Origin of the sequence: Acinetobacter sp. UBA5984, assembly GCF_002429925.1 — a bacterium.
In the GTDB taxonomy this organism is placed as follows: domain Bacteria; phylum Pseudomonadota; class Gammaproteobacteria; order Pseudomonadales; family Moraxellaceae; genus Acinetobacter; species Acinetobacter variabilis.
The window spans coordinates 1-26,650 of record NZ_DJBE01000053.1 but is presented as its reverse complement, the minus strand read 5'-3'; the positions used below and the strand labels follow the sequence as shown (position 1 = coordinate 26,650).

Genomic DNA, 26,650 nt, shown 5'->3' with positions numbered 1-26,650 from the left:
TATTCATTTTGTTAAATTCAAAATATATTAATGATTTCTTGAAACACTGTCATTAACAATTCGAGGTGTAACAAAAATCAGCAACTCACGCTTGTTATCTGATTTAACATCTTTACGGAACAAACGACCTAAATAAGGTAGATCACCCAAGAAAGGAACTTTAGTTTGCGCATTTCGAGTTTCTTGCTCAAAAATACCACCTAACACCACTGTTTCACCATTATCAACCAGTACATTAGTATTGATCTGGTTTTTATTAATGGTTAACTGTCCAGTTGGTGTCGGATTTCCTGGTGAGTCACTGGTTATATTCAACTCCATTTGCACCTTGCCATCTGGCGTAATACTTGGTGTAACGTCCAAACTTAAAGTTGCATCAATAAACTCTGTAGTCGACACTGCATTAGCACCACCGCCTTCTGAAGACTGATAAGGAATTTGGGAACCAGATGCCACAGTCGCTTTTTGCTTGTCAGCAGTGAGCACTTTTGGCGTAGAAATCACTTCACCATAACCGTCTGCCTGTAGCGCAGAAAGTTCAAGATCCAGCATAAAATCCGAAAGGCTAATTAAGCCAAAAGCAATACGGCTAGCCCCTTGACTGGTTACCCCTAAATCTACATTCAGGTTATCTGGGCGCTGAATATCATAGGTAAATCCGCCTAGATCACTTTCCTGAGGGTCTCTCAAATCCCATAGGGTAGTGTCACTCCCCCCCACAAGAAGGTGATTATTATTGGTAATCCCTTGAGACAGGATTCCCCATTTCACACCCATTTCTTTGGTAAAGTCAGTAGTTGCACGAACGATACGCGCCTCAACCATCACCTGTTTCACTTGCACATCAAGCAGATCGACCATATTACGGATTTTATCAATGAAAGGCTGGGTATCATTCACAATAATCGTATTGGTACGGGCATCAATAGAGATAGAGCCACGTGAACTTAATAAACTTTCTCTATCATCATTGTTACTCGTGCCATTCGAACTCCCTGATCCTGATGCGCTCTTATTTTGAGTAATCAGTTTTTCAATATCTGCTGCTTTTGCATAACTGAGCTGCATATATTCAGTTTGAATCGGCGCAAGTGCAACACTTTGCTTTAAGGCCTTAGCTTCTTCCTCTTCAGCCTTAATTAATTCTGCCACTGGTGCAATCCAGATCACATTACCATTACGACGCTTATCCAGATTTTTGGTTTTTAATACAATATCTAAAGCCTGATCCCAAGGAACTTCCTTGAGGCGTAAGGTAATATTACCCTGTACGCTATCTGCAGCAACCATATTGATATCGGTAAAATCGGCTAATAACTGTAGAACTCGACGGACTTCAATATCCTGAAAATCTAGAGAAATCTTCTTACCTGTATAAGCGACTGATTTAGGACGTAAAGGCCCTTTAACTTCTGGACGCTTCAAACTGATAGTCAGCTTATTATCTGTCTGGAAAGCCATATATTCATAGCTTTCCGCAGACTGAATGGTAATCATGCCTGATCCATTCTGGTTGACTGCATCTACGGTTGAAACAGGCGTGGCAAAATCATTCACATTCAAACGTCGGGTCAAATGTGCCGGAATCTTGGAGCCCAGAGTCCGCACAATCACTTTGGTTCCCTGCTGCTGTACATCGACTGGTGTGTTCTGACCTGCCAGATCAATTACCACCAGTCCTTCACCTTGCGCACCCCGCTGGAAACCAATATTGGTAATCCCTTGAACGACCTGCTGTTGTACAGGCTGAGCAATAGCAACTGGAGTAGCAGAATTAATTTTTAAAATAAAGGTATTGCCTTCCACACGTGTCGTAAATGCACCTGCATTAGCGAGATTCACCGTCAGTCGAGAACGCTGTGCATCTGAGCTAACATCCACTGAACTGGCTTCAGCAGTCGCAACTGGAATACTAGACTGTTTTAGATTTTGTTGTGCCTCATTAAAATCCAGAATCAGACGTGATGGAGATTCCAGCTGATAGGCTTGAGGCTGAGGTGGCAGACCATTAAACATCACTCGGATTTCAGTTCCCTGTCCAGGAATCTGCATTGGTACCACATTGGTCATTGAAACCTGCGCACTCGCTGCTTGCATCACAGCAATCGCGACAGCCCCCATAGAAAACTGACGAAACACATGATTCATTGTATTAGCATCCCCAAAAATAAATTCTTTAATACTCTTATTCATTTTTATTCCTTAAAACTTATGGCGCTGGTCCAATCAAAACCAGACTTCGTGGACGTTCCACATATCCCTCACGGCCATCTGGAATAATCTCAATCAAGTCAATCTGTGTCGGCGTAATTCTCGTTACACGACCATGATTAAGTCCCATATAGCTGCCACGTTGTATCCGTTCAATTTCCCCATCAGGCGTTTGAATTAGAGCCAGAATCTGCCCCGCCTGATTCCGCATACTACCTTTCATGCTTAAGGTTTCGAGTGGATAGCTTTCTAAAGGCTGTAATTGGCGTGACAAGTTGGGATAAACTCGCTTACCTGCCATAATTTTCAATTCGGCTGCTAAAGAGCTTGGCAGGAAAGGACTTTTCAGCTGATGAGCTGCGTAATTAAACATTTCTGTCGGAATAAAATCCGGCGCCGGTTCAATCGGTAATGGCGGTTGATTACGAATATTGGCCATTTCCTGATTGACTGCATCAATTCTTGATTCACAGCCCACCAATAAAAATCCGAGCGTTAAAGCTGAAGTAATTTTAATGATATTCATTACTGAGCTCCCTGCGTATCAGTTGTGGCTGGAGTAGATGAAGCATCTGCATTACCAACATAACGATAGGTTTTCGCTTTTACCACATAATCAATGACAGGAATTTCAGATTTCTTTTCTTTATTTTCAGTCCCTGTAATGGTGAAGTCATGCAGTGTAACGATGCGCGAAAGTCCTGCAATACTGCTCACAAAAGAACCAAAGGCATGATAATCCCCAGTGGCTTCAATAGCGATTGGTTGTTCAATAAAGAATTCCTGCTTGATTTCAGGTTCCAGACGAATATTTTTGAATTTCAGTCCGGAGTTCACTCCACTCAGGTTAATATCTTCAACCAGACCAGGAATTTCAGTTTCTTTCGGCAATTGTTCCAATTGCTGATTAAAACGTGCTTCCATCTCCTGCAACTGAATCTGATACTGCTGTAAATTACGCAGCTTGGATTCCTTTTCCCGGAATTCATTTAACAGGTTTTGTTCTTGAGCACTGGCTTGTGAAATTGCTTCTATCTTGCCGCGAATAAACCCGAAATACCCCAGCATAAAAACCAGAATAACAATAAAGATCCAGCAGGTAATTTTGACTGATAATGGCCAGCTACCATAATTATTTGGATCTAGTGTATTGAATTGTTGAAAGAACTTTTCAACTGTCATTTTTTTTCTAGGAACAGTCCCTACGTCTTGGCTTAATTCATCGAATCCGTCATTACTCATGATGATGCCTCCGCTGTAGTTGTGACTGGTGTTTGTCCTTCTTTAAGTGTTGGCTCAGCGATTTGATCCAGATCAACCGTGACCGTAAAGCTGCCATAAGATTCTTCCACTCGAGGAATCACTGATGATGGCGCTTTATCTTTTGGTTCTTCAGCAACCAGGAAAGCATTCATAAATGCATTACGATACCAGGTAGAAGCCTCCAGATTACGTAGCAATTCAGCCACTGTATTCGGACTTTCCGCCTTACCTTCAATGGTGAATTTATCGCCGGTACGCTGGAATTTGGTAATGTACATATTGCTTGGTGTGACCCGTACAATTTCATCAATCAGGTGAACTGCGATCGGCCGTTGAGTCTGTAAACCCTGAATCAGCTTCATACGTTCAACAATTGCATTACGCTGGTCTTGTAAACCATCCAATGCTTTCAGCTGTACATCCAGATTCTGGTTAGTACTGATCACCAGCTGATTGGCCTGTTCCTGATCCTGAAGTTTTTGATCGTAATAGAACCAGGTTGAACCTGCTGCTGCCAATCCTAGAAAAAGTGCCCCGGCACAAATCGCTACAAATTCATTATTTCTTTTAATTCTTAGCTCATCGCGCCAAGGGAGTAAGTTAATCTTTGCCATTAATCAAAACTCCTCAATGCCAAACCACATGCAACCATGAGTGAGGACGCGTCATTTTCAATTTTTTTAATATCAATTTGAGGAGAAAAGCCCATTTGCAGGAACGGATTGGCAATCGTGACCCGGTAGCCGAGTTTTTGCTGTAATAGTTTTGCCAGACCTGGAATATTGGCATTCCCCCCTGCCAATAAAATATGGTCAATCTCGTTAAACTGAGATGAAGAGAAGAAGAACTGTAATGAACGCGCTGCCTGCTGCACGACTGCATCTAGAAAAGGTTCCAGCACTTCGATGTCATAGTCATCCGGTAAGGCACGGGTTTTTTTAGCACGACCTGCTTCCTCAAAAGACAATCCATAACGGTTCTGGATTTCCTGAGTCAGCTGTTTGCCACCAAAAACCTGCTCACGGGTATAAATGATCTTGTTATTCTGCATGACGGATAAGGTCGTCATACTATGACCAATATCCAGGATCCCGACAGTATTTACCCCCATCGGTAAGGTATCCGAAAACACCTTGAATGCATTTTCTAATGCAAAACTTTCGACATCTGCAATTTTTGGATTAAGATTGGCAATTTGCAGTACTTCAGAACGCGCTTCAACATTTTCTATTCGGGTCGCTACCAACAGGACATTGACCCGGTTCGGATTGGTTAAACGGTCTGGCAGAACTTCGAAGTCCAGGCTGGCTTCGTCAAGTGGGAAAGGAATATATTGTTCAGCATCTTCACGAATCTGAACTTCACGTTCATCATCCGACATATCGGCATCCATTTCGATGATTTTGGTGATGACCATAGAAGTTGGAATCGCAAAAGCTGACTGACTGGACTGGGTATTGGCCAAATTAATCGCACGCCCCAACGCATCACCCACCGCTTCTGGATTTAAAATGTTTTTTTCAACGACACTACTTTCTGGTAGTGGGACCAAAGCATAACTTTCTACCCAGTACCGACCGTTCTTTACAGAGAGCTCTAAAACTTTAACAGAAGTCGAACTAATATCGACTCCTATTAACCCCTTATTTGGCTTACGATATAACCTGCGCACAATACAATTCCTATTATTTTTTTATCCCCAATAAAAACAAACTCACCAATCTGTGCCGGCCTATAATTTTATACAGATACAATAACTCATCTAACAATATGTATATCTAAAGGATATACTGACCGGTAATTAGTTTGCCATTAGCTCTTATTAAAACTTACTTGTTATGAAAAAGCTATCTTGTTCAGGCCTTGTTCATCCATTTTTTTTGATCATTATCATTATTTTGATCTCAATTCCGATGGGTTTCTATGGCATGTATCTCTATATTGCCCCATCTTTGCCTGAAATGTCTACGCTTAAAAAGGCACCTTTATTAAAGCCTTTACAAGTTTTTAGCTCAGATAATAAGCTCATTGCAGAGTATGGTGGCAAGCTTTCTGTTCCTGTGAATTATGAACAGATTCCGAAAGAATTTATTCACGCCTTCCTCGCTGCAGAAGATTCTAGTTTCTTCGAACACAGCGGGATCAGCTTTAAAGGTTTAGGACGTGCAGTCAGTGAAACCATTACTGGCTCTGATGTACAGACTGGTGGTTCGACCATTACCATGCAGGTCGCCAAAAACTACTATTTAAGTCCCGAACGTACTTTAAAGCGTAAGCTAACTGAAATTTTCCTGGCACGTAAAATAGAACAGAATTTAAGTAAAGAAGAAATTCTGACTTTATATGTCAATAAAATTTTCTTGGGAAAAAATGCTTACGGCATCGCGGCAGCAGCCAAAATCTATTACAACAAAAGTTTAGATGAGCTTTCGATTGCGCAAATGGCAATGATCGCCGGTCTTCCTAAAGCACCTTCTCGCTACAATCCGGTGGCCAATCCTAAACGTGCACTGGAACGTCGTAACTGGATTTTAGGTCGTATGCTGCAATTGGGTTATCTGAATCAAAGCCAATATCAGGAAGCCATTGCTGAACCGATTAAACTGGATATGCCTGACCGCAGTACGCGTAACAAATTTCCCTACGTCGGTGAAATGGTTCGCTCTGAACTGGTAGAAAATTTTGGTGAACAGGCCATAGATTCAGGCTATAAAGTTTACACGACGATCCACAGTGAACGTCAGGCTTATGCTGAACAGGCGGTACAGGATGGTTTAGAAGCTTATGATCGTCGTCATGGCTGGCGAGGTGCTGAGGCTCATGATCAGCCCCTGCAAAATTTCCGTGTCTATGCCAACACTTACCCTGCTGAAGTGACTAAGGTCAACAATAATAGCTTTGAAGCATTGATGCAGGATGGTACAACCGTAACTGTGCCTTGGTCAGGCATGTCCTGGGCTCGTCCTTATCGTAGTGCAAACAGTGTAGGTGCTGCACCAAGCAGAGCATCACAGATTGTTAAAGTTAAAGATATTGTTCGTTTAAGACCTAATGAGAATAAAAGTTCCTGGGCACTGGTACAAACACCTCAGGTACAGGGTCAATTAATTGCATTAAACCCGAATAATGGTGCCATTGAAGCCATTGTCGGTGGTTATAATTTTTATCAATCCAAATTTAACCGTGCGACCAAAGGCTGGCGTCAGCCGGGTTCAACTATTAAACCCTTCGTTTACGCTCTGGCTTTAGAACGTGGTATGACTCCACACACCATGGTCAATGATGCACCGATTACTATTGGTAAATGGAGTCCGCGTAATTCGGATGGTCGTTATTTAGGGATGATTCCTTTACGTCGTGCTTTATATCTGTCACGTAACACGGTTTCAGTTCGCCTATTACAAACCGTCGGTATTGAGCGTACCCGTCAGTTATTTATGGATTTTGGCTTACAGGATAACCAGATTCCACGTAACTACACCATTGCTCTAGGTACACCTCAGGTTTTACCAATCCAAATGGCCACTGGTTATGCTACGTTCGCCAATGGTGGTTATCGGATTCAGCCACATTTTATTACGCGTATCGAAGATCCCTATGGCAAGACTATTTTTGAGGCTAAGCCTGAATATGCCTGCATCTCGTGTATTAATGCTCAGGAAGAAAGCCCTCAACCAACAGGCGCGCTCACTCCTGATGATGAAGCAATTGAAATCAATAACAAAACCTTAGCACAGAAACCAGAGACACCACAAATCTCGGCTGAAGACAGTAATTACCGTCAGGCAGAACGTATTCTAAAATCTAGCTCTGCTTATGATATGGCTAATATCCTGCGTGATGTGATTCAGCATGGTACGGGACGTGCTGCTTTAAGAATTGGTCGTAGCGATATTGGGGGTAAAACCGGTACCACCAATGATGCCAAAGATGCCTGGTTTGCAGGTTTTAATGGCAAGCTAGTCACCGTTGCCTGGGTCGGTTTCGACCAGCCAAAAACTTTAGGTCGCCGTGAATATGGTGGCGTGGCAGCCTTACCAATCTGGACCGACTTTATGGGGAATGCCTTAAAAGGCACACCAGAAGCTTGGGTTCGCCTGGATCGTAATGCCAAGGCGCCAATTAACCGTAATAAAGTAGTACAAGGTGAGCAAGAACAGCATGATCCGTCGTCTCCACCTTTAGCGACGCCTCTGTATCGACCTGCTCCGGTTGTGATACCTAAACGACAAAGCAATGATTTTGAAGATTTACCTGATCAGGAAATTCGCATACCGGATGATGAAAGAGTAGCGCCAAGAGACCAGCCACTACAGCCAAATCGGGTGGTGGATCCTTTGGAAAACTTGATTGAAGAAATTGAATAATCTGAACCAATAAAAAATCCCTCATTATTGAGGGATTTTTTATTTTTGGATTTTAAATTTATTTCTTCTGAAATACATAAATCTGGAATTGAGCCATTAAATCGAATTGATCCTGCTGCTCAAGTGCCAGACGGCGTTCAGGTTTGGTTTTATAAGCATAGGGAGTCATAGTAATCAGGTTTTTTAAATCTGCTTGAGCCAAAGTCATTGGCGCATCAATCACCTGTTCACTTACCAGATTAAATGCATCCTGCAACTGCTCAACAAATTTATGTGGCTCGTGTGCTTTTACTTCCTCAAATAAGGCTTCACGCATCGCATATAAATGTTGTGGTGCAGGGGTTACCACCATCAAATAAGATTTTGGCTTTAATACCCGTAAGATTTCCTGTTTCGGAATTGGGCTAAATAAGCTGGTACACAGATCAATGGATTGATCCAATACCGGCAAGGTCGCCCCTGTCCCTACCACCCAGGTAATTTCTTTATTCAGTTTAGCTGCAACCTGAACTGCATTTTTGGCAATATCTACACCGACACATTGCATCACTTCAGCCTGCATGGCATCGGTGTAATAACCTTCGCCACAACCAATATCGAGCAGATTTTCAATCCGCAGCTCACAGATTTTCTTGACCACAGCCTGTTGCAGAGGTGCATAGTGACCTGCGCTCAGAAATGCACGGCGTGCCTGCACAGATTCAGGCGTATCACCCGGATTTTTACTATGTTTATGCTGCACTACATGCAGATTCACATAACCCTGCTTGGCTATATCATAGCTATGCTGATTGTCACAGCGCCATGTACGTTCATTTAAGCGTAACTGCTCACGACAAACAGGACACATCAGTAAGTTCATTTTTTAATTTCTCCAAAACAAAAAAGCCGGCATGCGCCGACTTTTTCAAATGCATTTCTTAGCGTAATTTTAAGGTCATTAGGCCTAAAACTACCAGCATAATTGTAATAATCCAGAAACGAATGACGACTTGAGTTTCACGCCAGCCTTTCTTTTCATAATGGTGATGTAAAGGTGCCATTAAGAAAACGCGTTTATTACGCATCCGCAGTGAACCAATCTGCAAGAATACAGAAATTGCTTCCACCAAGAATACACCTGCCATAATCGCAAACACGATTTCCTGACGCACCATCACGGCAATTGTACCCAGCATTGCACCTAAAGATAACGCACCCACATCACCCATAAACACCTGAGCTGGGTGAGCGTTATACCAGAGGAATGCCAGACCGGCACCAATCATCGCAGCACAGATGACTACCAGTTCGGAAGAATATTTCACATAAGGAATATGTAAGTAGTTAGCGAAACGTACATCGCCTGCCAGATAAGCAAATACCCCTAAACCTGCTGCAACCAGAACAATTGGCATGATCGCCAGACCATCCAGGCCATCGGTCAGATTTACGGCATTGGATGCACCATTAATCACGAAGTAAGTGAAAATAATGAAGCCAATTCCCAGCGGAATCACGGACAATGGAATGGTGTGATCCTTAAAGAATGGAATCAGCACATCCAGCATATTGGCAGTCACAACCGGATTCGGTTGCTGCTGTGCGATCACATACAGTGCAATACCAGCACCCAAAGAACCCACTGATGTCCAGAAGAATTTCTTGCGTGCAGGTAGGCCGGCATTGTCCTTATAACGGATTTTAATCCAGTCATCCGCCCAGCCCACGGCGCCGAAAATCACCATCACCGAGAGCACAATCCAGACATAAGGATTCGTCAGGTCTGCCCACAGTAAGGTGGAGATCCCGATCGAGAGCAGGATTAACACCCCACCCATAGTCGGTGTACCCATTTTCTTGGCATGATTCTCAGGAGCAAACGAACTTACTGCCTGACCATATTTTAGTGCCTGCAATTTACGGATCATGATCGGACCCAAGACCAAACCGATAGTCATAGCGGTCAAGACGCTGAGCAAAGCACGTAAAGTTAGATAACGAACCACCTGAAACGTGCTATCAAAGCCCGCCAGATGATCAAATAGCCATAACAGCATTTAGAGTTTCTCCATCAATGCAGCCATCAATGTTTCCATATGGGTAAAACGTGACCCCTTGAACAGGAAAGACATTGGCTGGGGATGATGTGTTTCAATCAAATCAATTAAAAACGGTAAAGCCTGCTCTTGATTCAGGAAAGCCTGCATTTTCTTACCATATTGCGTACTACGTGCACCTTCTTGTGCAGCTGGAGCAAATTCACCCACAGCCACCACAAAATTAATGCCTTTGACCGATACCAGATCCCGACCAAGTTTATAATGCTCGATTGCAGCAGATGAACCCAGTTCACCGATATCGCCGGTCACCATCACTCGAATGCCCTGCTGCTGCGCTAAAACTTCAGCCGCTGCACGCATCGAGCTTGGATTGGCATTGTAGGTATCATCAATAAATAAAAAATCTTTATGCGGTATAAAGTTCAAACGACCTTTGGCACCAACAGCTTGTTCAAGGCCAGCCACGATATCATCCAGACTAATACCAATTGCCAAAGAAAAAGCCACCGCTGCAGTTGCGTTTTGCACATTGTGTTCACCAGCAAATGGTAGATTTACGGTTTTAGTACCTTGTGGTGTATTTAGCGTGAAAGTCGCAGATTGCGGATGTAGTTCTACGTCAGTTGCATAGACGTCACCACCCTGACCAAAACTCAAAGTTTTCTCGGTTTTGACGGCTGCACGGATTTGCTCGGCATAATCATCTGCTGCAGGCACAATCGAAGTTTCAAAAATATGCGAATAGATTTCAGACTTGGCGCGACAAATCCCATCACGGCCACCAAACTCACCTAAGTGTGCGGTACCGATATTAATGATACCGGCCACATGTGGCTGTACCAGGTTGGAAGTGTAATCAATTTCACCCTGATGGCTTGCACCCAGTTCCATCACTGCATACTGATGTTCAGCACGCAATTCCAGCAACATCATTGGGACACCCAAATCATTATTCAGGTTACCGCGAGTGACTAAAGTCGGTGCCAAACGCGACAGGATACTACCCAGCATTTCTTTGGTCGTGGTTTTACCGCTACTACCAGTCAAGGCAATGACTTTAAGCTGTGAGTTTTGCTGACGACGATAAGTGCCAAGATGACCCAATGCCAGACGAGTATCTTCAACTACTAGCTGGCAAATATCTGCGTCAACAGGTTGGCTGACAATCGCGATTCCACAGCCCTTCTCAGCCACTTGAGCAATAAAGTCATGTGCATCAAAACGCTCACCTTTAAGTGCTAGGAAAACATCCCCTGCTTCGGCATGACGGGAATCAGTTAAAATCCGCTTAATCTGACCTTCAGGTTTTTTATCATTCAGCCAATAACCATGAGTGGCTTGCTGTAACTGTTCAATTGTCCATGGCTCTAGAGGCACGGTACTTGTTGTTGAAGTATGCATGTAAAATCCTAATGCGCTGGAAATGCTAAATCACGGTTGTGATGCTGGGCATCAATCGCGGCCTGTACCTCGACCAAATCATCAAACCAATGTCGCACCCCATCAATCTCCTGATAATTTTCGTGTCCCTTACCGGCAATCACTACAATGTCACCTGGCTGCGCCTGGTCGACTAAAAAGCGAATTGCTTCACGACGGTCATGAATTTCATGATAGCTTTTGTCTGAAAAATCGACACCCTGCTTCATGTCAGCGAAAATCTGGTTTGGATCTTCAGTACGTGGGTTGTCCGAAGTCAGCACTGCAATATCAGCGCCCTCAAGTGCAGCCTGTGTCATCAACGGACGTTTGCCACGATCACGATCACCGCCACAGCCAAAAGCAACCCAGAGTTTTTGGCTGACATGACGCTTCAGCGTAAGCAAGACCTGATTCAGGGCATCTGGAGTATGCGCATAATCCACGACAAATAAACGCTCATCATCACGAATGACCTGCATACGGCCTGGTGCACCTTTCAGCTCAGGCACAGTTGCGATTAAATCGGCTAATGAAAATCCCACCTGCTCTACCACAACTAGGCTCGCAACCAAATTTTCGATATTGAAATGACCCAACAAAGGACTATGCACAGTAAATGTATCTTGTGCAGTGATCAGTTTAAAGTCAGCACCGGAAATACTGTACTGGATATCCTGAACCCGATAATCGGCTGCTTGCGACAAAGAATAAGTCAAAATTTTCGGTTGGTTTGGATTGGTTTTTGCAGCATTCAGCATCACCTCTGCATGTGCGTCATCAATATTGATGACTGCAATTTTCAGAGATTTAAAGCTGAATAAACGCGATTTGGCTTCTGCATAAGCTTCCAGCGTACCGTGATAGTCGAGATGATCTCGACTTAAATTGCTATAAGCCGCAATTTCAATCGTACAACCATTCAGACGACCCTGCTCCAGACCATGCGAACTCGCTTCAATTGAGGCAAATTCCGCACCTGCCTGTGCATAGGCATGCAAGGCATTTTGCAATTGCAGGGCATCGAGTGTGGTATGAGAAGAGGCTTCCAGATTCGGCAAAATACCATTTCCTGTAGTCCCCATAACTGCACAGGCTTTGCCTTGCAGCATCAGCAACTCAGCAACCAGACGGGAAATTGTGGTTTTACCATTGGTACCAGTTACGGCCAGAATACGGGCAGTATTGACTGGCTGAGTCGCTTGCAGATAGTGCTTCTGCCATTCGCCCATCAAGTGACGGACATTCGGTACTACCAAAGCTGGAGCAATATCCAGATCTTGTTCTGAAATCACGGCCAGTGCACCCAATGACAAGGCTTTCTTGGCATATTCTGCAGTTTTTTCAGGTTGAGACAAGCTGGTCAGGGCAATAAAAATTTGCCCCAGTTTAACTTTGCGGCTGTCCAGTTCGAAACCCTGAAAGGATTGTCGCATCCATTCAGCAGGTTCTTGAACGGCGTAGAGATCTTGAAATGTAATTGACATTGATCACCTATTTACTGGACTTTGGGAGATTCTAAAGGTTTGTCCAATGGAACATTCAGCAGGCGTAAAGACTCCTGCATCACACGAGCAAAGACAGGTGCAGATACCGTACCACCATAGTAGGTGCCTTGTGGGTTTTCTACCACCACCACCATAGCGATCCGTGGGTCACTGACTGGTGCCACGCCGGCAAATAAAGCACGGTATTCATTGGTCGAATAACCTTTACGGTCGGCACGCAATTTATGCGCAGTACCCGTTTTACCTGCAACACGATAACCAGGTACGGTTGCACGGGTTGCTGTACCACCAGGCAAAGTTGCTGTTTCCATCATCAGCAGAACCTGTTCTGCGATTTGAGGATCAATCATCTGCTCGCCTTGTGGCTGTTCTTCTAACTTATATAGACTTAAAGGCACTTTCACACCTTTGTTCGCCAGCATGGCATAGGCATCAGCCAATTGCAGCACAGTCGCATTCAGACCATAACCATAAGCCATGGTTGCTACTTCAGACACATTCCATTTACTTGGCGGCAGAATCAAACCAGAACTTTCACCCGGAAATTTCACTGCGGAACGCTGACCAAAACCAAGACGTTTATAGAAAGTCGGTAAAGTTTCATACGGCAGTGACAAAGCTAATTTGGCCACACCGACGTTTGATGATTTCTGGATAATGCCACCCAGTGTCAACTGACCGTAGTTATGCGTATCACGAATAGTATGATTCCCGACCCGCATACTACCTGGACTCGTATTGATCACCGAATTGGCCGTATATTTCCCGCTCTCTAGAGCCATCGCCACTGTTAGCGGCTTCATGGTTGAACCCGGCTCGAAGGAATCGACAGCACCACGGTTACGCATTGCGTCTTTATTTAATAAGCCATTCTTGTCATTCGGGTTATAAGAAGGCCAAGAAGACATTGCCAGAATTTCACCAGTTTTGACATCGACTGCAATCGCCGTTGCGGAGCGGGCATTATTGGCGACACCCGCTGCAGTGAGTTCACGGTACATAATGTACTGTAAACGTGAGTCGATACTCAGGGTAATATTTTCACCCGGCTCGACTTCTTTAATCACTTCCGGTTCTTTAACCCGGTTGCCTTTTTTGTCACGGATAATCTGCTGTTCACCATCCTGACCGGCAAGACGAGTATTCAGCTGCATCTCCAGACCTTCGATCCCAGTTCCTTCACTATTGGTCAGACCAATAATCTGGGAGTTTGGGTGTGGCTGCGGATAATAACGCTTATAGTTTTTCTCGGTATACACACCCTGGAAATTACGCTTCATGATCAGTTCCGCCTGTTGTGGCGGCACTTCTTTTTTCAGGATCAGATAACGTGAACGTGGACGCTCTTCCATTTTTTTGCGCAATTCAGCACGATCCATACCCACTGCATCAGCCAGCTCATCCAGATTCAGGTTTTTATCTGGGAGTTGACGTTTCAGTTTACGGCTATTCGGCTCTTTCTGTAGCGCCAGCATGGTCTCATCATAAAGTTTTTTATTATCAAAATAGTCACGTGGGTCAATCACGATTTTCATAATCGGCGTACTGATCGCCAGCGGAATACCATTACGATCATAAATTACGCCACGCATAGCCTTGATGGTATTGGTTCGCAGAATATTGGCATTGGCTTTATTTTGCAGAAAATCCTTATTAATAATCTGCACATAAAAAGCTCGGCCGATCAGTGTCACAAAACACAGCAGCACCACGGCCCACATGATGTAAAAACGGTTGATATAAACATTTAAGGCATTTTTCTCGGTGACGGACTGCTTTTTACGTACCGGTTGCTTCTTTCTCTTGTCTACCATGTTCGAGCGCTAGCCTTATTTTTTCTCATCTGAAGGTTGTGGTAAGGAAATTACGACACTCTGTGAAATCGAAGGTGAATACATCCTTAACTGAGTCACTGCACGGGTACCAATCTGCGCGGTCGCACCAAAGGTCTGCTGTTCAATCAGCAAACGTCCCCACTCTGCATTCAGGTCATCCCGTTCACGCAGATAGGTACTCAGTTTGCGGTTATCCTGACGGTATTCAAAGACCTGGAATACGACAAATATCGCACTGATGAAGACCATCAATATTAATATGAGATAAACAATGACTTTTTTCAGCCATAATTTTTCTGTTTTTTTATCAACCACTTCAGTTTTCATGATGTGCCTATTAAGCTAAACGTTCTGCCACGCGCAGCCATGCGCTACGTGAACGAGGATTGGCTTTAACTTCCTCATCACCTGCCTTGACCCGGGCGATTTTCTTTAAACGTCGCGTATCCTTTTGTTGTTGCGGCATTCCCCAGCCTGAATCTTCTTCAAGCGTTGATTCTTTTTGAATAAACTGCTTAATCAACCGGTCTTCCAGTGAGTGGAAGCTGATGACAGCCAAACGTCCCTCCGGTTTCAAAATCTCAACCGCTTGAGGGAGGAAAGTTTCAATATCTTCTAATTCTTTATTAATAGCAATACGAATCGCTTGGAAAGTCCGGGTGGCAGCATGTTTATTTTTTTCCCATTTTGGATGGGCAACTTTCACAATTTCCGCCAGTTTGGCTGTGGTATCAATATATCCGGCAGCCTTGATCGCTTTAGCTATACGGCGACTATAACGCTCTTCACCATACTGAAAAATCACATTAGCCAGTGCTTCTTCTTCAATATCTACCAGCCATTCGGCTGCAGTCGGACCTTGCGAGTTGTCCATGCGCATATCCAGCGGGCCATCTTTCATAAAGCTGAAACCGCGTTCTGCCTGATCCAGCTGCGGTGAAGACACCCCTAAGTCAGCCATCACACCATCTACACTTTCAATACCCTGCTCAGCTAATGCCTGTTTTAAATCAGCGAAGCTGGCATGAATAATTTTAAACCGTGAATCTTCCTGTTCCAGTTCTGCAGCAACAGCCAATGCTTGCGGGTCTTTATCGAAGGCGTAGACGCGTGCATTTTCATCCAATTTGGAAAGCAATAAACGTGTATGCCCACCGCGGCCAAAGGTTCCATCCACATAAATTCCCGTATTGCGACCAGCCAATAAGGCATCAATCGTTTCGTGAAGTAATACAGAAATATGTGACATAAAAACTCAATCAATAGGGCGAAAAATTTAACTGCACATTATCACTCTGTTTAGCTAAAGCTCCAAACGACTTTTTGTAGATAAATATTAATTTCTATAGAGAAAACCGTTTTTATTTTTCGACAGTCGATAAAAAAGCCTCCATCGAGGAAGCTTTTTTTATATTTTAAATTTATTTTTTAATCAATAGATTAACGCTTCGAGTTATAGATCTGGTCGAAGATTGCGCCATTCACAAAGTGAGTTTTCTGTGCATTGGCCCAGCCACCGAACACTTCATCAATGGTAAAGGTTTTAATTTTCGGGAACTGTGATGAATATTTGGCTAAGACTTTCTCATTACGTGGACGATAGAAATGTCGTGCTGCCATGTCCTGACCAAGTGGAGAATAAAGATAGTTGATATAACCTTTAGCTAACCATTTGTTGCCATTTTTATCCACTGTACGATCTACGATGGCTACAGAAGGTTCAGTCAGAATGGTCAAAGATGGATAAACGATATCAAACTTATTTTTACCGAGAGTTTTTTGCGTTACCAAAGCTTCATTTTCCCAAGTTAACAGCACATCACCAATATTACGCTCAGCAAATGTAGTCATCGATGCACGTGCAGCAGAGTCCATCACTTTGACGTTTTTATAAAGCTTGCCGACAAATTCTTGGGCTTTGGCTTTGCTACCACCCGGCTGTTTCTCTGCATAACCCCAAGCTGACAGGTAAACCCAACGTGGCAAACCACCCGTTTTCGGGTTTGGTGTAATAATTTCTACGCCCGGTTTAGTCAGATCTTTCCAGTCTTTAATTCCTTTAGGGTTACCCTTACGCACCATGAAGACAATCGTTGAAGTATAAGGTGCAGAATTATGCGGGAACTCTTTTTGCCAGCCTGGCTGAATCTGACCAGATCTTACGATCTCTTCAATATCGTTTGCCAATGCCAAAGTAACCACATCACCTTTTAAACCGTCGACCACAGAACGGGCCTGTTTACCTGAACCGCCGTGAGACTGTTTAAAGTTCACATCAATACCGGTTCGTTTTTTCCAGTAGGCACCAAAAGATTTGTTGAATTCGTCATAGAATTCACGGGTTGCATCATAAGAAACGTTCAGGAATTCACGATCCGCGGCTTGGCTCGCAGTTGCGGTAAATGTCAGACCTGTTGCCAATAAGGCAGCACTAACCAGTGATTTTAATTGAGTTTTCATAAGAGCATCGGGAGATTATCTTCATTAGATATAACTATATGAAATAAAGTTATTTTTCGCAATTGAGCAAACAAAGTGCATACAGGGTAATATTTAGTTATTTTTTGTTTTAATTTCATGTTTTATATAATAAAAATATCTAGATTAAAGACTTATCCTATTTTTATAGCATTTTATGCATTAGATATAAAAAAAACGGATAATAAATTATCCGCTTTCTAAATTAAGGTTCGGTAATTAAAATCATTTACGGTTTTCCGCAGAGATCTAATCGTAAATCGCCCCATTCACAAAATGGGTTTTCTGCGCTTTTGCCCAGCCGCCAAAGACTTTATCAATAGTAAAAGTCTGGATTTTTGGGAATTGCGCCGCATATTTTGCTGCTGCTTTGACATCACGTGGACGGAAGTAATATTTCGCTGCCAGCTTCTGCCCTTTTGGTGAATATAAATAGTTTAAATAACCTTTGGCTAAATTGCTGTTGCCATTTTTATCCACGGTCTTGTCGACAATCGCTACTGATGGCTCAGCCAGAATGGAAATCGAAGGATAGACAATTTCATACTTATCTTTACCCAGACCTTGTGTAGCCAATAATGCTTCATTTTCCCAAGAGAGTAATACATCGCCGATCCCGCGCTCAGCAAAGGTCGTTAAGGACCCACGCGCACCTGAATCCAATACTTTGACATTAGCATAGAGTTTTTTCACCAGTTCTTTGGCTTTGGCGTAATAATTTCAACGCCTGGTTTGGTTAGGTCATTCCAGTCTTTAATCTGTTTTTGATTACCTTTACGAACCAGAAATACAATTGTAGAAGTATAAGGAGCCGAATTACTTGGGAACTCTTTCTGCCAGCCCTTTTCGATTAAACCGGTATTGACGATTTCTTCGATGTCATTGGCCAGTGCCAAAGTAACTACATCGGCCTGCAAACCATCCACCACAGAGCGTGCCTGTTTACCTGAACCACCATGCGACTGTTTAAAATTGACCGCTTGCCCGGTTTTCTGTTTCCAGAACTTACCAAATTCTTCGTTATATTCCTGATAGAATTCGCGGGTCGGATCATAGGAAACGTTGAGAAAGTCTTTTGCAGCATAGCCAGGAATGGCACTTCCGCCAAGTAATACTAAAATAGTAAATGTTATTATCTTTTTCATGATTAGTGCTCATTGCTAATTTATCTTTATCCAGCACTATATAAATAAAAAAGTAATTAACAATCATGCGCTTATAATATTTTATTCAATCATATTCTATTTTTGATATATATACTCACAATTCATTTCGGATACATTTTCTCCTAAAAATTTAATATCCTGCTACAATATAAGACAGTTCTTCACGATCTCTACACATTTATCTGTTACAAATAGGCAACTTAAATGTGGAAATTCTAAGATTTAGTAATTTTCCACAGAGAAATATTAGTTTTTTGTAAAAAATGTGACCTGGTTCTACTTTTTTATATCTGAATGTGATTAGATTGTAGTCAGTATTATAACAACATTTTTAGCAAAACAAGATTAACCAGAGCTAAGGAGGAAGTTTGGATATGAAATTTAAAATATTCACAGCCAGCATCCTAAGTCTTATCATGCTGTTCTCGATTCAACTTGGCCATGCCGTAGTTGTAAAAACAGAGCTACCTAAAGCCTCTGTAAATGCAATTAAAGTGAAAACCTCACCAATTGAAAAAGCAATTCAGCAACATAAAGCTGATAAAAATGCTTTTCATACTGAGGATGAACTTAAAGCGCTGACTGCGTTCAAATCAAATCCGACTCAAAGCTTTTTTGCAGCTCAAAACCTGCGCTTTACCCGTTTTGTGCAAAGTATTTTTTCTCCGAGCAATTCATAAGACTTAGTTTTNNTTCGTTATAATAGCTGCAATTTTATATTTAAGATTAGATCCGGCTATGACTGTTCGTACTCGTATTGCACCTTCTCCTACCGGTTTCCCGCATGTGGGAACTGCCTATATTGCCCTGTTCAACCTGTGTTTTGCCAAACAGCACGGTGGTGAATTTATTCTTCGTATTGAAGATACAGATCAGCTGCGTTCTACTCCTGAATCTGAAAAAATGATTCTGGACTCACTACGCTGGTTAGGCCTGAACTGGTCAGAAGGCCCAGATGTCGGTGGTCCACATGCACCATACCGTCAGTCAGAACGGATGAGCATCTATAAAAAATACGCAGAAGAACTGGTAGACAAAGGTCATGCCTTCTACTGTTTCGCAACAGCGCAAGAACTGGATGAAATGCGTGCTGAACAGCAGGCGCGTGGCGAAACTCCACGCTATGATGGTCGCGGTCTAAAACTGTCTAAAGAAGAAGTGGCACGTCGTCTGGCAGCTGGTGAACCGCACGTGATCCGTATGAAAGTGCCGACTGAAGGGGTATGTACCTTTAATGACATGCTCCGTGGTGAAGTAGAAATTCCCTGGGCGCAAGTCGACATGCAAATTCTGCTAAAAACGGATGGTCTGCCAACTTACCATCTGGCAAACGTGGTTGATGATCACCTAATGCAAATTACGCATGTGATTCGTGGTGAAGAATGGATTCCATCTGCACCGAAACATCAGTTGCTGTACAAATACTTTGGTTGGGATATGCCAGTCCTGTGCCACATGCCGCTACTGCGTAATCCGGATAAATCAAAACTGTCTAAACGTAAGAACCCGACTTCAATCAACTATTATAAAGACATCGGTGTATTGCCAGAAGCGTTACTGAACTATCTTGGCCGTATGGGCTGGTCAATGCCAGATGAGCGTGAAAAATTCACTTTGGCTGAAATGATTGAACACTTTGATATTAACCGTGTCTCTCTGGGTGGTCCAATCTTTGATGTTGAAAAACTAAACTGGTTGAATGGTCAGTGGATTAAAGCTCTCTCTCCTGCTGAACTGCTAGATACCTTACTGGCTTGGAAAGCAGACCGTGCCAAACTGGAAGAAATCGCTGCTGTAATTCAACCACGGATCAATCTGCTGTCTGAAGCAGTAAATTGGTCAGCGCATTATTTCAACCATTTCCCGACTTTGACTAAAGAACAGTTCGAAAGCAAAAAACTTTCTGAAGAACAAGTTCGTCAAAGCCTGCAATTTGCGATCTGGCGTCTGGAAAGCCTGTTCACCTGGAGCAATGACACTGTCAGCCAAACACTGATGGATCTGGCGAATCAGATGGGCGTTAAATTACGTGACTTTATGCCAGCGTTCTTTATTGCGATTGCCGGTTCAACCGCTTCTACTCCAGTCATGCAGACCATGGTTACCATTGGTCCGGATCTGACTTTTGCCCGTCTGCGCCACGCGCTGGAAGTTGTCGGTGGCCCTAGCAAAAAGGAAGTAAAAGTTTGGGAGAAACTGAATGAGAGTTTGAAACTGCCGAAAAATAAAGCAGTTGATCAAGCTTAATTTATTTTTTAGTTGACGGATGAGCGTTATATCCATAATATAGCGCTCACACAGACTGGGGTCATAGCTCAGTTGGTAGAGCGCTACAATGGCATTGTAGAGGTCAGGAGTTCGATCCTCCTTGACTCCACCAAATAAGTCTTGCTTTACCTGTGTATTTGCCTCATTTGTCCCTATCGTCTAGAGGCCTAGGACATCGCCCTTTCACGGCGGTAACCGGGGTTCGAATCCCCGTAGGGACGCCATATTCAAGATGGCAACATCTTAATAAAAAACCCAAGCATTGTGACTTGGGTTTTTTATTGTCTGTCTGTTTTATATTGGCGGTATTTCGGTTTTTGCGTATCTTCCGATAAAATAATCAGTAATTTAGAATTTTGGAGTTGTAATGCAATATCGTTGCCCTAAATGTCAAAGCCCAAAAATCATGCCCGTGGCTCAGCCAGGTCAACCGGCGGCGCGTCCTGTCGTGCCTAAAAGCCTGATCATACTGGTGCCTGCCCTGTTTGTATTATTGCTATTGGTCATCATTAGCATCGCGATGTGGATTTTTGGAGATGGTGCAGGTACGACTTTACAGACCGCTACTGTGATCGTGTTTATAATCTGTCTGATCGCAGGCTTCATGTTCTATAAAGATTTACCTGATTTTAAAATTTCCATGCAGGCTTTCATGCAAAGTCAAAAAAAATGGAAATGCCGTGAATGCAATCATGAGTGGGAAATCTGATTTCTATAATTTACTCACTTTCAAAGCCGAAAAATCTTGCATGCTTATGCAAGATTTTTTTATTAGTAAAACTAGGGTCTGTTGACATTTCAAGTATAGAATTTACCCGATAAAGGTAGCCAAATAAATATACAAGCTAATGCAACTGCCCCCTCATAGCTACACTTTAGCTTATCATATCGTAAAATTCACCTATCCTGGACAGCCGTAAAGAACCGGAATTTACGTAAGCCCAGGCGTACAAAATAGCCTAAATTTTATCCCCAGCAATTGGGGATAGTTTTCAACCTGGAAGAATTGAGAACATTGGAAAAATGCTAAAATTGATTACTTTTTAAACAAATTTATTGGCAAGAACTATCAAAACCGCTCATAAAAAAGCCGACTTGTTTCAAAATCGGCTTTTTGGTCATTTTTGGATTTTTCTGTTTTAATTAAGTGCTTGAAATTTATATTAATATACAAGTGTACTTCGTATAACCGCCATTATGTTAAATACTTGCTAATGATGAGAGTATTTGTCGATCATTTTTTACTTACAGAAATCACGAACAAATAAATTGAAGTTATTTGTTGTTGAAGAAAAATTAACATATGTTTTTCCTTCAGCTTCCCAGATCACAAACCCGTTATAACCTTCATATACTCCAAAGCTATTCATAGCATTCACTTCACCACAATTATTTTTTACATTCCTAAATTTTGCAGTATCAGGGTCTTTTAAATAGTTTTTAACAATCTCAATACTTCGTAATTCTTCTTCGCCTACGTTTTGATTATCGTGAGATTCATTATTATTTTGGTTGTCTGTAACTTCAGGAGCAGTTTTATCTTCTATGTAATCTGTATTTACTTCGTTTGTTTCTTCAGATTGTGGAGGATTATTGTTAGGGGGGATTACCATTCAAAAATTTAAATAGTAGATTTTATAAATTTTTAAGTGTTATGATATAACATAACATTAAATTTGGTTGTTTTATGCTAAATAAAAGTAAACTATTTTTAGCTTTAATTACTTTAGGGGCCTCGAAAATTGTATTGGCAGCTGAAGGGCCTGTTACTACCTTAAATACAATAGTATTAACTGTACAATCTGATGAGTTAGGGTCTGAGCTGTTAGGCAAAAGTCTAAATGTTAGTAATCAGTTTATTGATACTAGTAAACTTAAACAGCGTTCGACAACTCTAGGGGATGCCTTGGGTACGGAATTAGGAATTCATTCTAATCAATATGGAGGTGGAGCATCTGCTCCTATTATTCGTGGGCAGGAAGGAAAACGTATTAAAGTTTTACAGAATAATGCTGACGTGTTGGATATGTCTAATATGTCTCCAGATCACGCTGTCACAGTTGAACCAAGTTTAGCTAAGTCTATTGAAATTATACGTGGTGCAAGTACCCTTTTGTATAGTTCAAATAGTGCGGCAGGGGTAGTCAATGTCATTGACTATAAAATTCCAACCCAAATGCCTCAAGACGGATTAGAGGGTAACACTACATTACGTTTTAATACTGGCAGTAATGAGAAGTTGACCACAGCAGGTGTAACAGTTGGCTTAAGCCCACGTGTAGCTTTACGGGCAGAAGGGTTATATCGTAATGCTGGTAACTATAAAACTCCTCATTACCAGTCTAGCTCTTATAATTCTTTAGAAGATCTTGAAAACCAAAACATTGTTTATAAAAATTTAAAATACTTACCAGAAAGCTGGGCAGAGTCAAGATTAGGTACGCTCGGATTATCCTGGATAGACGATAATACTTATTTAGGAGTTTCTTATACACATCGTCATGATGAATATGGTTTACCAGCCCATAGCCATTTATATGAAGGTTGTGGTGCCTCTGCAATCGGTATCGATTCACGAATTAGTGGATTAAAAAATTATCTTTTATATTATCCTCAATTGATGGATGAGCAAGATATTAATTACATAAATCCACGTCCTGATTGTCATCAGCATAATCATATTCATGAAACTAATTTCTCTCATAATGCTCCTTATATTGATTTAAATACTCGACGTTATGATGTGCGTGGAGAATTCACTCAACCATTTACCGGTATTGACAAAATTCGTACCTCATTGAGTTATATAGATTATTTTCACAATGAACTCGAGGGAGATAAGATTACTAACTTTTTTAAAAATACAGGAAAAGTAGGCCGCATAGAGTTATCACATCAGCCATTAGGGGAATTAACCGGTATCTTGGGGCTACAATATTTGGAACAGGATAATAGTGCTTTATCACCAGTCCATTCTCAAGAAGGCCATACCACCTATCTAGATAATCAGCAGCTATTAAATCGAAATGTCACTAAAAACTTTAGTGTATTTGGCCTAGAAAAATATAACTGGAACTACTTTACTTTCGAACTAGGTGCTCGTATAGAAAAGCAGAAAGTTAGTATGGATTATGATATAGAAAAAATTAAAGATTCAATGAAACCTTGGCCTAATAAATATAACAGTCCTTATGTAGAAAAAAATAATAAAATCAGGGCTCAAAATTTAAAATCTATTTTAGAAGCTGTTCAACCTAACAAAGAAACAGCTTTTTCTTATGCAGGTACAGTCCACTGGAGATTTGCTCCAAATTATATCTTATCATTAACAGGTACACATCAAGAAAGATTACCTAATGCACAAGAAATGTATACTCATGGTATGCATCTCGCTACTAATTCTTTTGAAATAGGTAACCGCTTTCTAAGAAAAGAGAAATCCAATAATTTAGAAATCAGTCTGGCCTATAAGGATGATTTACTTGATTATCAAATCAGTACTTACTATTATGATTTTGATAACTATATATATTTACAGACACTCAATGAAGTTTTAGGAACTACAAAAGTTAGAGATCAGCATACACTACGTATTAATCATTATAGCCAGTCTGCTGCTAATTTTTATGGATTAGAGGGCAACATAGGGTATCAATTTAATTCTGTTTATCACGGCTCTCTTTTTGGAGATTATGTGAAAGGCCGTTTAACAAATTTACCTGATGCTGTAATTGCATACGATATCTGGAATAGAGAACCGACTTTAGCTCCCCAAAAGGATCGTTACACTCCTAGATTACCTCCTGCTCGTTTGGGTACACGACTAAAAGCTGATTTTGATGAATCGCTTAAAGGTGAAATAGAATATTATCGAGTCTTTAAACAAGATAATATTTCTAAATTTGAGCAGGTTACATCAGGTTATAATATGCTTAATATGACTTTAGCATATAAAAATAAGCTATCTCACACAGAATATGATTTATTCTTTAAAGCGAATAATTTACTTGATCAGAAAGTCTATGCCCATGAAACATTTTTGCCATATATTCCCCAAATTGGAAGAAATTTTAGTTTAGGCTTAAATCTTAATTTCTAGATAAGATACTGTAATCTTCTAAGAAAATTTCTTAGAAGATTTTTCTTATAAAATGATTAGGTTAATAATTAAGCTTTTAAGATTAGGAATAAATGAATGCCTTTTTTTAAAAAAAATATCACTAATACTTTAAACTTATTTGATATTTTTATATTAACCTTAATTTTTTTTGGTCAAGCAATATACCAATCAACAGGAGAATTTTTGAATTCATCTGATTATGGAGATACTGCTTTAATTAGCTCATATGATTTGAAAATAGCAAATTATTGGGGAATAGGTTTTGAGCTCTTAAGCCTAGGAATAGCAGCTATTTACTTGTTTATACGTCATTTTAATTTTCGATTATTTAATTTCAATATTAATAGATATACTATACCATTAACATTAATTTTTATTTTAACCGCAGATATCATTGCCAGTTTATATGACTATTTATCATTTAATTTTTTTTCAATACTTCCAAAAAAGGTTAATACAGATAATATAGATTTTTCATGGTCAGTAGATTTTATTTTTTATTCATTATTAAATGGATTTTATGAAGAATTTTTTTCTTGGGTATATTATTTTTTATTTCAAAAAAATATTATCCTATAATGTATATTTATAGTCTTTTGATTCGATTTAGTGAACCGTACCGGGTTTGTCGGAGAGTCAATATTGTATAAAGCCAGGCATCTAGTAGAAAATGCTTTCGCTAAGCTAAAACAGTATAGGGCGGTTGCCACCAGATTTGATAAGCTCAAGCAGAGTTATGAAAATACGGTCGCTCTTGCTTGTGCTTATATCTGGCTCAAATTATGAATGTTCAACAGGCTCTAGATAACTTCCAAACTTTAAATTAATTGAGTAGAACGCACTGCCTTACACAATAACGCTTTATACTTTTCTATTGTCATGTTCAAATAAAACTGATTAAAAATAATCTGATCATAACAAAGGTACTTAACCTATGATAATGAATAAAAACGTGAATAATAAATGGCATGCTGACCCATTTTTTCAACAAGCCACCCACACAAGACAGATGTCACAAGGTGAGGCTCAGCTGCCTATTAAGTACTTTGATGCGTCAAGCCTGATTGCTTTTTTTATGGTCGATTATGACAAAGCAGTCAGTGTATTGGACAATCCAAAGTTAAAGGTTGCTAAGCTTATAGGCAATAAAGCGTTATTTAGTCTAGCTTTCTATGATTATCGTGAATTAACTGATGGCGAGCCTTATCACGAAGTTGCATCAAGTATGCTTGTCTATCCTGCAGACCAAGACACACCGACTCATCCATTGGTGGAAATGACATTACCACCAGATCGACGCAATACCGGCATGTGGGTTTGTGATTTACCGGTAACCACCGAAGTTGCGTGTCGTGCAGGTAAAGAATTATGGGGCTACCCGAAATTCGTCACCGATATTGATTTTAATTTAGACAATAAGGATTTTAGTAGTTCTGTCAAACATCCAGAGAATCCTCAAACATCAATCTTGTCATTATCAGGTACGATCGGCGCATCAGTTACCGCACCTTGGGCAGACTTAGTTTTATATTCAATGTTAAATGATGCGTTAATACGGGCAACCGCAGATACACGTACATTAAATGGCGCTAAAATTGCCACTAAAGGTGATCTTAAGCTAAGTGTTGATACAACGAACAGTCACCCAATGGCACAAAGGCTCAATAGTCTTGAGTTAAATGGTGCGACGCCTTTTTCAGTCACCTTTACTGATAGCTTGCAATTGCGTTTAAATGAAGGCGTAATTTTTTGATTGATGATTTGAACTTCAAAAATCTGCTTACAGTAAATTTTTTTAAGGAGCAATTCAATAATCAATTAACTCCTTCTACTTTAATGCTAACATGCTTACTTAAACAATCAGACTCATAATATCTATTGTTCGCATAACGGGCGTTATGACAAATGACTTCAATTAGAACGGTAATCATCCCAAGTATCAGACCCTTATCTAGAGCCTGTTGAACATTCAT

21 protein-coding genes, 2 tRNA genes and 3 pseudogenes are annotated in these 26,650 nt (G+C 41.2%); 10 read left to right on the top strand and 16 right to left on the bottom strand.

Annotation, left to right across the window (positions count from 1 at the left end; genetic code table 11):
• Positions 1–27: 27 nt before the first annotated feature.
• The 5 genes from pilQ to B3J29_RS08380 are packed head-to-tail and all read right to left on the bottom strand — an operon-like array spanning position 28 to position 5,146.
• The gene (gene pilQ / locus B3J29_RS08400) at positions 28–2,193 is read right to left on the bottom strand and encodes a type IV pilus secretin PilQ family protein (RefSeq protein WP_175966239.1); all 2,166 of its coding nucleotides are present in this window, start codon (positions 2,191–2,193) and stop codon (positions 28–30) included.
• Positions 2,194–2,209: 16 nt separating this feature from the next.
• A complete protein-coding gene (locus B3J29_RS08395) occupies positions 2,210–2,737 on the bottom strand; it encodes a pilus assembly protein PilP (protein WP_034169727.1) in 528 nt (175 codons plus the stop codon).
• On the bottom strand, positions 2,737–3,453 hold the full coding sequence (locus tag B3J29_RS08390) for a type 4a pilus biogenesis protein PilO (protein WP_175966241.1): 717 nt from the start codon (positions 3,451–3,453) through the stop codon (positions 2,737–2,739). The genes B3J29_RS08395 and B3J29_RS08390 overlap by 1 nt, the downstream gene beginning before the upstream one ends.
• On the bottom strand, positions 3,450–4,088 hold the full coding sequence (locus tag B3J29_RS08385) for a PilN domain-containing protein (protein ID WP_004787129.1): 639 nt from the start codon (positions 4,086–4,088) through the stop codon (positions 3,450–3,452). Before B3J29_RS08385 ends, B3J29_RS08390 begins: the two co-directional genes overlap by 4 nt.
• Entirely contained in the window at positions 4,088–5,146 is a 1,059-nt protein-coding gene (locus B3J29_RS08380; RefSeq protein ID WP_004787132.1) for a pilus assembly protein PilM, read from the bottom strand. Before B3J29_RS08380 ends, B3J29_RS08385 begins: the two co-directional genes overlap by 1 nt.
• A 166-nt stretch (positions 5,147–5,312) precedes the next feature.
• Between B3J29_RS08380 and ponA the strand changes: the two genes are divergently transcribed.
• Complete coding sequence (ponA, locus tag B3J29_RS08375; protein ID WP_175966243.1) at positions 5,313–7,841, top strand: penicillin-binding protein PBP1a; 2,529 nt, start codon at positions 5,313–5,315, stop codon at positions 7,839–7,841.
• 58 nt (positions 7,842–7,899) lie between these two features.
• Here the strand turns inward: ponA and B3J29_RS08370 are convergent, their stop codons facing one another.
• The 9 genes and pseudogenes from B3J29_RS08370 to B3J29_RS08330 all read right to left on the bottom strand — a co-directional run bounded on the left by B3J29_RS08370 (position 7,900) and on the right by B3J29_RS08330 (position 18,268).
• Positions 7,900–8,703 (bottom strand): putative RNA methyltransferase, encoded by an 804-nt coding sequence (locus tag B3J29_RS08370; RefSeq protein WP_175966244.1) that lies wholly within the window; start codon positions 8,701–8,703, stop codon positions 7,900–7,902.
• 58 nt (positions 8,704–8,761) lie between these two features.
• Entirely contained in the window at positions 8,762–9,880 is a 1,119-nt protein-coding gene (gene mraY, locus B3J29_RS08365; RefSeq protein WP_175966246.1) for a phospho-N-acetylmuramoyl-pentapeptide-transferase, read from the bottom strand.
• The gene (locus B3J29_RS08360) at positions 9,881–11,284 is read right to left on the bottom strand and encodes a UDP-N-acetylmuramoyl-tripeptide--D-alanyl-D-alanine ligase (protein ID WP_175966248.1); all 1,404 of its coding nucleotides are present in this window, start codon (positions 11,282–11,284) and stop codon (positions 9,881–9,883) included. It abuts the gene before it with no gap.
• 8 nt (positions 11,285–11,292) lie between these two features.
• A complete protein-coding gene (locus B3J29_RS08355) occupies positions 11,293–12,789 on the bottom strand; it encodes a UDP-N-acetylmuramoyl-L-alanyl-D-glutamate--2,6-diaminopimelate ligase (protein WP_175966250.1) in 1,497 nt (498 codons plus the stop codon).
• An 11-nt stretch (positions 12,790–12,800) separates the two neighbouring features.
• On the bottom strand, positions 12,801–14,624 hold the full coding sequence (gene ftsI / locus B3J29_RS08350; RefSeq protein ID WP_175966252.1) for a penicillin-binding protein PBP3: 1,824 nt from the start codon (positions 14,622–14,624) through the stop codon (positions 12,801–12,803).
• Positions 14,625–14,639: 15 nt separating this feature from the next.
• Positions 14,640–14,972 (bottom strand): cell division protein FtsL, encoded by a 333-nt coding sequence (gene ftsL, locus B3J29_RS08345; RefSeq protein WP_175966254.1) that lies wholly within the window; start codon positions 14,970–14,972, stop codon positions 14,640–14,642.
• A 10-nt stretch (positions 14,973–14,982) separates the two neighbouring features.
• A complete protein-coding gene (rsmH, locus tag B3J29_RS08340) occupies positions 14,983–15,894 on the bottom strand; it encodes a 16S rRNA (cytosine(1402)-N(4))-methyltransferase RsmH (protein ID WP_175966256.1) in 912 nt (303 codons plus the stop codon).
• A gap of 191 nt (positions 15,895–16,085) precedes the next feature.
• On the bottom strand, positions 16,086–17,105 hold the full coding sequence (locus tag B3J29_RS08335) for a sulfate ABC transporter substrate-binding protein (protein WP_004787154.1): 1,020 nt from the start codon (positions 17,103–17,105) through the stop codon (positions 16,086–16,088).
• A gap of 267 nt (positions 17,106–17,372) precedes the next feature.
• Positions 17,373–18,268: pseudogene (locus B3J29_RS08330) on the bottom strand (sulfate ABC transporter substrate-binding protein).
• Between the two features lie 395 nt (positions 18,269–18,663).
• On the opposite strand from B3J29_RS08330, the gene B3J29_RS08325 reads away from it, so the two are divergent.
• The 5 genes from B3J29_RS08325 (at position 18,664) to B3J29_RS08305 (ending at position 21,266) form a co-directional block, all read left to right on the top strand.
• Positions 18,664–18,969 (top strand): hypothetical protein, encoded by a 306-nt coding sequence (locus B3J29_RS08325; RefSeq protein WP_175966258.1) that lies wholly within the window; start codon positions 18,664–18,666, stop codon positions 18,967–18,969.
• A gap of 58 nt (positions 18,970–19,027) precedes the next feature.
• Positions 19,028–20,536, top strand: a complete 1,509-nt coding sequence (gene gltX / locus B3J29_RS08320; protein ID WP_286964973.1) for a glutamate--tRNA ligase — start codon at positions 19,028–19,030, stop codon at positions 20,534–20,536.
• Positions 20,537–20,593: 57 nt separating this feature from the next.
• Positions 20,594–20,669, top strand: a tRNA-Ala gene (locus B3J29_RS08315).
• Positions 20,670–20,705: 36 nt separating this feature from the next.
• Positions 20,706–20,781, top strand: a tRNA-Glu gene (locus tag B3J29_RS08310).
• Positions 20,782–20,924: 143 nt separating this feature from the next.
• Positions 20,925–21,266 carry a hypothetical protein gene (locus B3J29_RS08305; RefSeq protein ID WP_175966262.1) on the top strand — a complete coding sequence of 114 codons (342 nt, stop codon included), beginning with the start codon at positions 20,925–20,927 and terminating at the stop codon, positions 21,264–21,266.
• An 89-nt stretch (positions 21,267–21,355) separates the two neighbouring features.
• On the opposite strand, the pseudogene B3J29_RS08300 reads toward B3J29_RS08305, so the two are convergent.
• Both B3J29_RS08300 and B3J29_RS08295 read right to left on the bottom strand, forming a co-directional pair.
• Positions 21,356–21,448: pseudogene (locus tag B3J29_RS08300) on the bottom strand (IS5/IS1182 family transposase); the annotation flags it as partial.
• A gap of 350 nt (positions 21,449–21,798) precedes the next feature.
• Complete coding sequence (locus tag B3J29_RS08295; RefSeq protein WP_175966264.1) at positions 21,799–22,170, bottom strand: hypothetical protein; 372 nt, start codon at positions 22,168–22,170, stop codon at positions 21,799–21,801.
• Positions 22,171–22,244: 74 nt separating this feature from the next.
• Between B3J29_RS08295 and znuD2 the strand changes: the two genes are divergently transcribed.
• From znuD2 to B3J29_RS08275, 4 genes and pseudogenes are all read left to right on the top strand, one after another.
• Positions 22,245–24,656: a TonB-dependent receptor ZnuD2 gene (znuD2, locus tag B3J29_RS08290; protein WP_175966266.1), complete on the top strand. Its 2,412-nt coding sequence runs from the start codon at positions 22,245–22,247 to the stop codon at positions 24,654–24,656.
• Positions 24,657–24,752: 96 nt separating this feature from the next.
• Positions 24,753–25,256 carry a CPBP family intramembrane metalloprotease gene (locus tag B3J29_RS08285; RefSeq protein ID WP_228301742.1) on the top strand — a complete coding sequence of 168 codons (504 nt, stop codon included), beginning with the start codon at positions 24,753–24,755 and terminating at the stop codon, positions 25,254–25,256.
• 63 nt (positions 25,257–25,319) lie between these two features.
• Positions 25,320–25,463 (top strand): annotated as a pseudogene (locus B3J29_RS08280) (transposase); the annotation flags it as partial.
• A 166-nt stretch (positions 25,464–25,629) separates the two neighbouring features.
• Positions 25,630–26,430 carry an acetoacetate decarboxylase family protein gene (locus B3J29_RS08275; RefSeq protein WP_224213984.1) on the top strand — a complete coding sequence of 267 codons (801 nt, stop codon included), beginning with the start codon at positions 25,630–25,632 and terminating at the stop codon, positions 26,428–26,430.
• Positions 26,431–26,650: the final 220 nt, after the last annotated feature.

What these genes read in the sequence shown, in the direction of transcription:
- pilQ (WP_175966239.1), bottom strand. Translation starts at nt 2,193, where the DNA reads ATGAATAAGAGTATTAAAGAATTTATTTTTGGGGATGCTAATACAATG.
- B3J29_RS08395 (WP_034169727.1), bottom strand. Translation starts at nt 2,737, where the DNA reads ATGAATATCATTAAAATTACTTCAGCTTTAACGCTCGGATTTTTATTG.
- B3J29_RS08390 (WP_175966241.1), bottom strand. Translation starts at nt 3,453, where the DNA reads ATGAGTAATGACGGATTCGATGAATTAAGCCAAGACGTAGGGACTGTT.
- B3J29_RS08385 (WP_004787129.1), bottom strand. Translation starts at nt 4,088, where the DNA reads ATGGCAAAGATTAACTTACTCCCTTGGCGCGATGAGCTAAGAATTAAA.
- ponA (WP_175966243.1), top strand. Translation starts at nt 5,313, where the DNA reads ATGAAAAAGCTATCTTGTTCAGGCCTTGTTCATCCATTTTTTTTGATC.
- B3J29_RS08370 (WP_175966244.1), bottom strand. Translation starts at nt 8,703, where the DNA reads ATGAACTTACTGATGTGTCCTGTTTGTCGTGAGCAGTTACGCTTAAAT.
- mraY (WP_175966246.1), bottom strand. Translation starts at nt 9,880, where the DNA reads ATGCTGTTATGGCTATTTGATCATCTGGCGGGCTTTGATAGCACGTTT.
- B3J29_RS08360 (WP_175966248.1), bottom strand. Translation starts at nt 11,284, where the DNA reads ATGCATACTTCAACAACAAGTACCGTGCCTCTAGAGCCATGGACAATT.
- B3J29_RS08355 (WP_175966250.1), bottom strand. Translation starts at nt 12,789, where the DNA reads ATGTCAATTACATTTCAAGATCTCTACGCCGTTCAAGAACCTGCTGAA.
- ftsI (WP_175966252.1), bottom strand. Translation starts at nt 14,624, where the DNA reads ATGGTAGACAAGAGAAAGAAGCAACCGGTACGTAAAAAGCAGTCCGTC.
- ftsL (WP_175966254.1), bottom strand. Translation starts at nt 14,972, where the DNA reads ATGAAAACTGAAGTGGTTGATAAAAAAACAGAAAAATTATGGCTGAAA.
- rsmH (WP_175966256.1), bottom strand. Translation starts at nt 15,894, where the DNA reads ATGTCACATATTTCTGTATTACTTCACGAAACGATTGATGCCTTATTG.
- B3J29_RS08335 (WP_004787154.1), bottom strand. Translation starts at nt 17,105, where the DNA reads ATGAAAACTCAATTAAAATCACTGGTTAGTGCTGCCTTATTGGCAACA.
- B3J29_RS08325 (WP_175966258.1), top strand. Translation starts at nt 18,664, where the DNA reads ATGAAATTTAAAATATTCACAGCCAGCATCCTAAGTCTTATCATGCTG.
- gltX (WP_286964973.1), top strand. Translation starts at nt 19,028, where the DNA reads ATGACTGTTCGTACTCGTATTGCACCTTCTCCTACCGGTTTCCCGCAT.
- B3J29_RS08305 (WP_175966262.1), top strand. Translation starts at nt 20,925, where the DNA reads ATGCAATATCGTTGCCCTAAATGTCAAAGCCCAAAAATCATGCCCGTG.
- B3J29_RS08295 (WP_175966264.1), bottom strand. Translation starts at nt 22,170, where the DNA reads ATGGTAATCCCCCCTAACAATAATCCTCCACAATCTGAAGAAACAAAC.
- znuD2 (WP_175966266.1), top strand. Translation starts at nt 22,245, where the DNA reads ATGCTAAATAAAAGTAAACTATTTTTAGCTTTAATTACTTTAGGGGCC.
- B3J29_RS08285 (WP_228301742.1), top strand. Translation starts at nt 24,753, where the DNA reads ATGCCTTTTTTTAAAAAAAATATCACTAATACTTTAAACTTATTTGAT.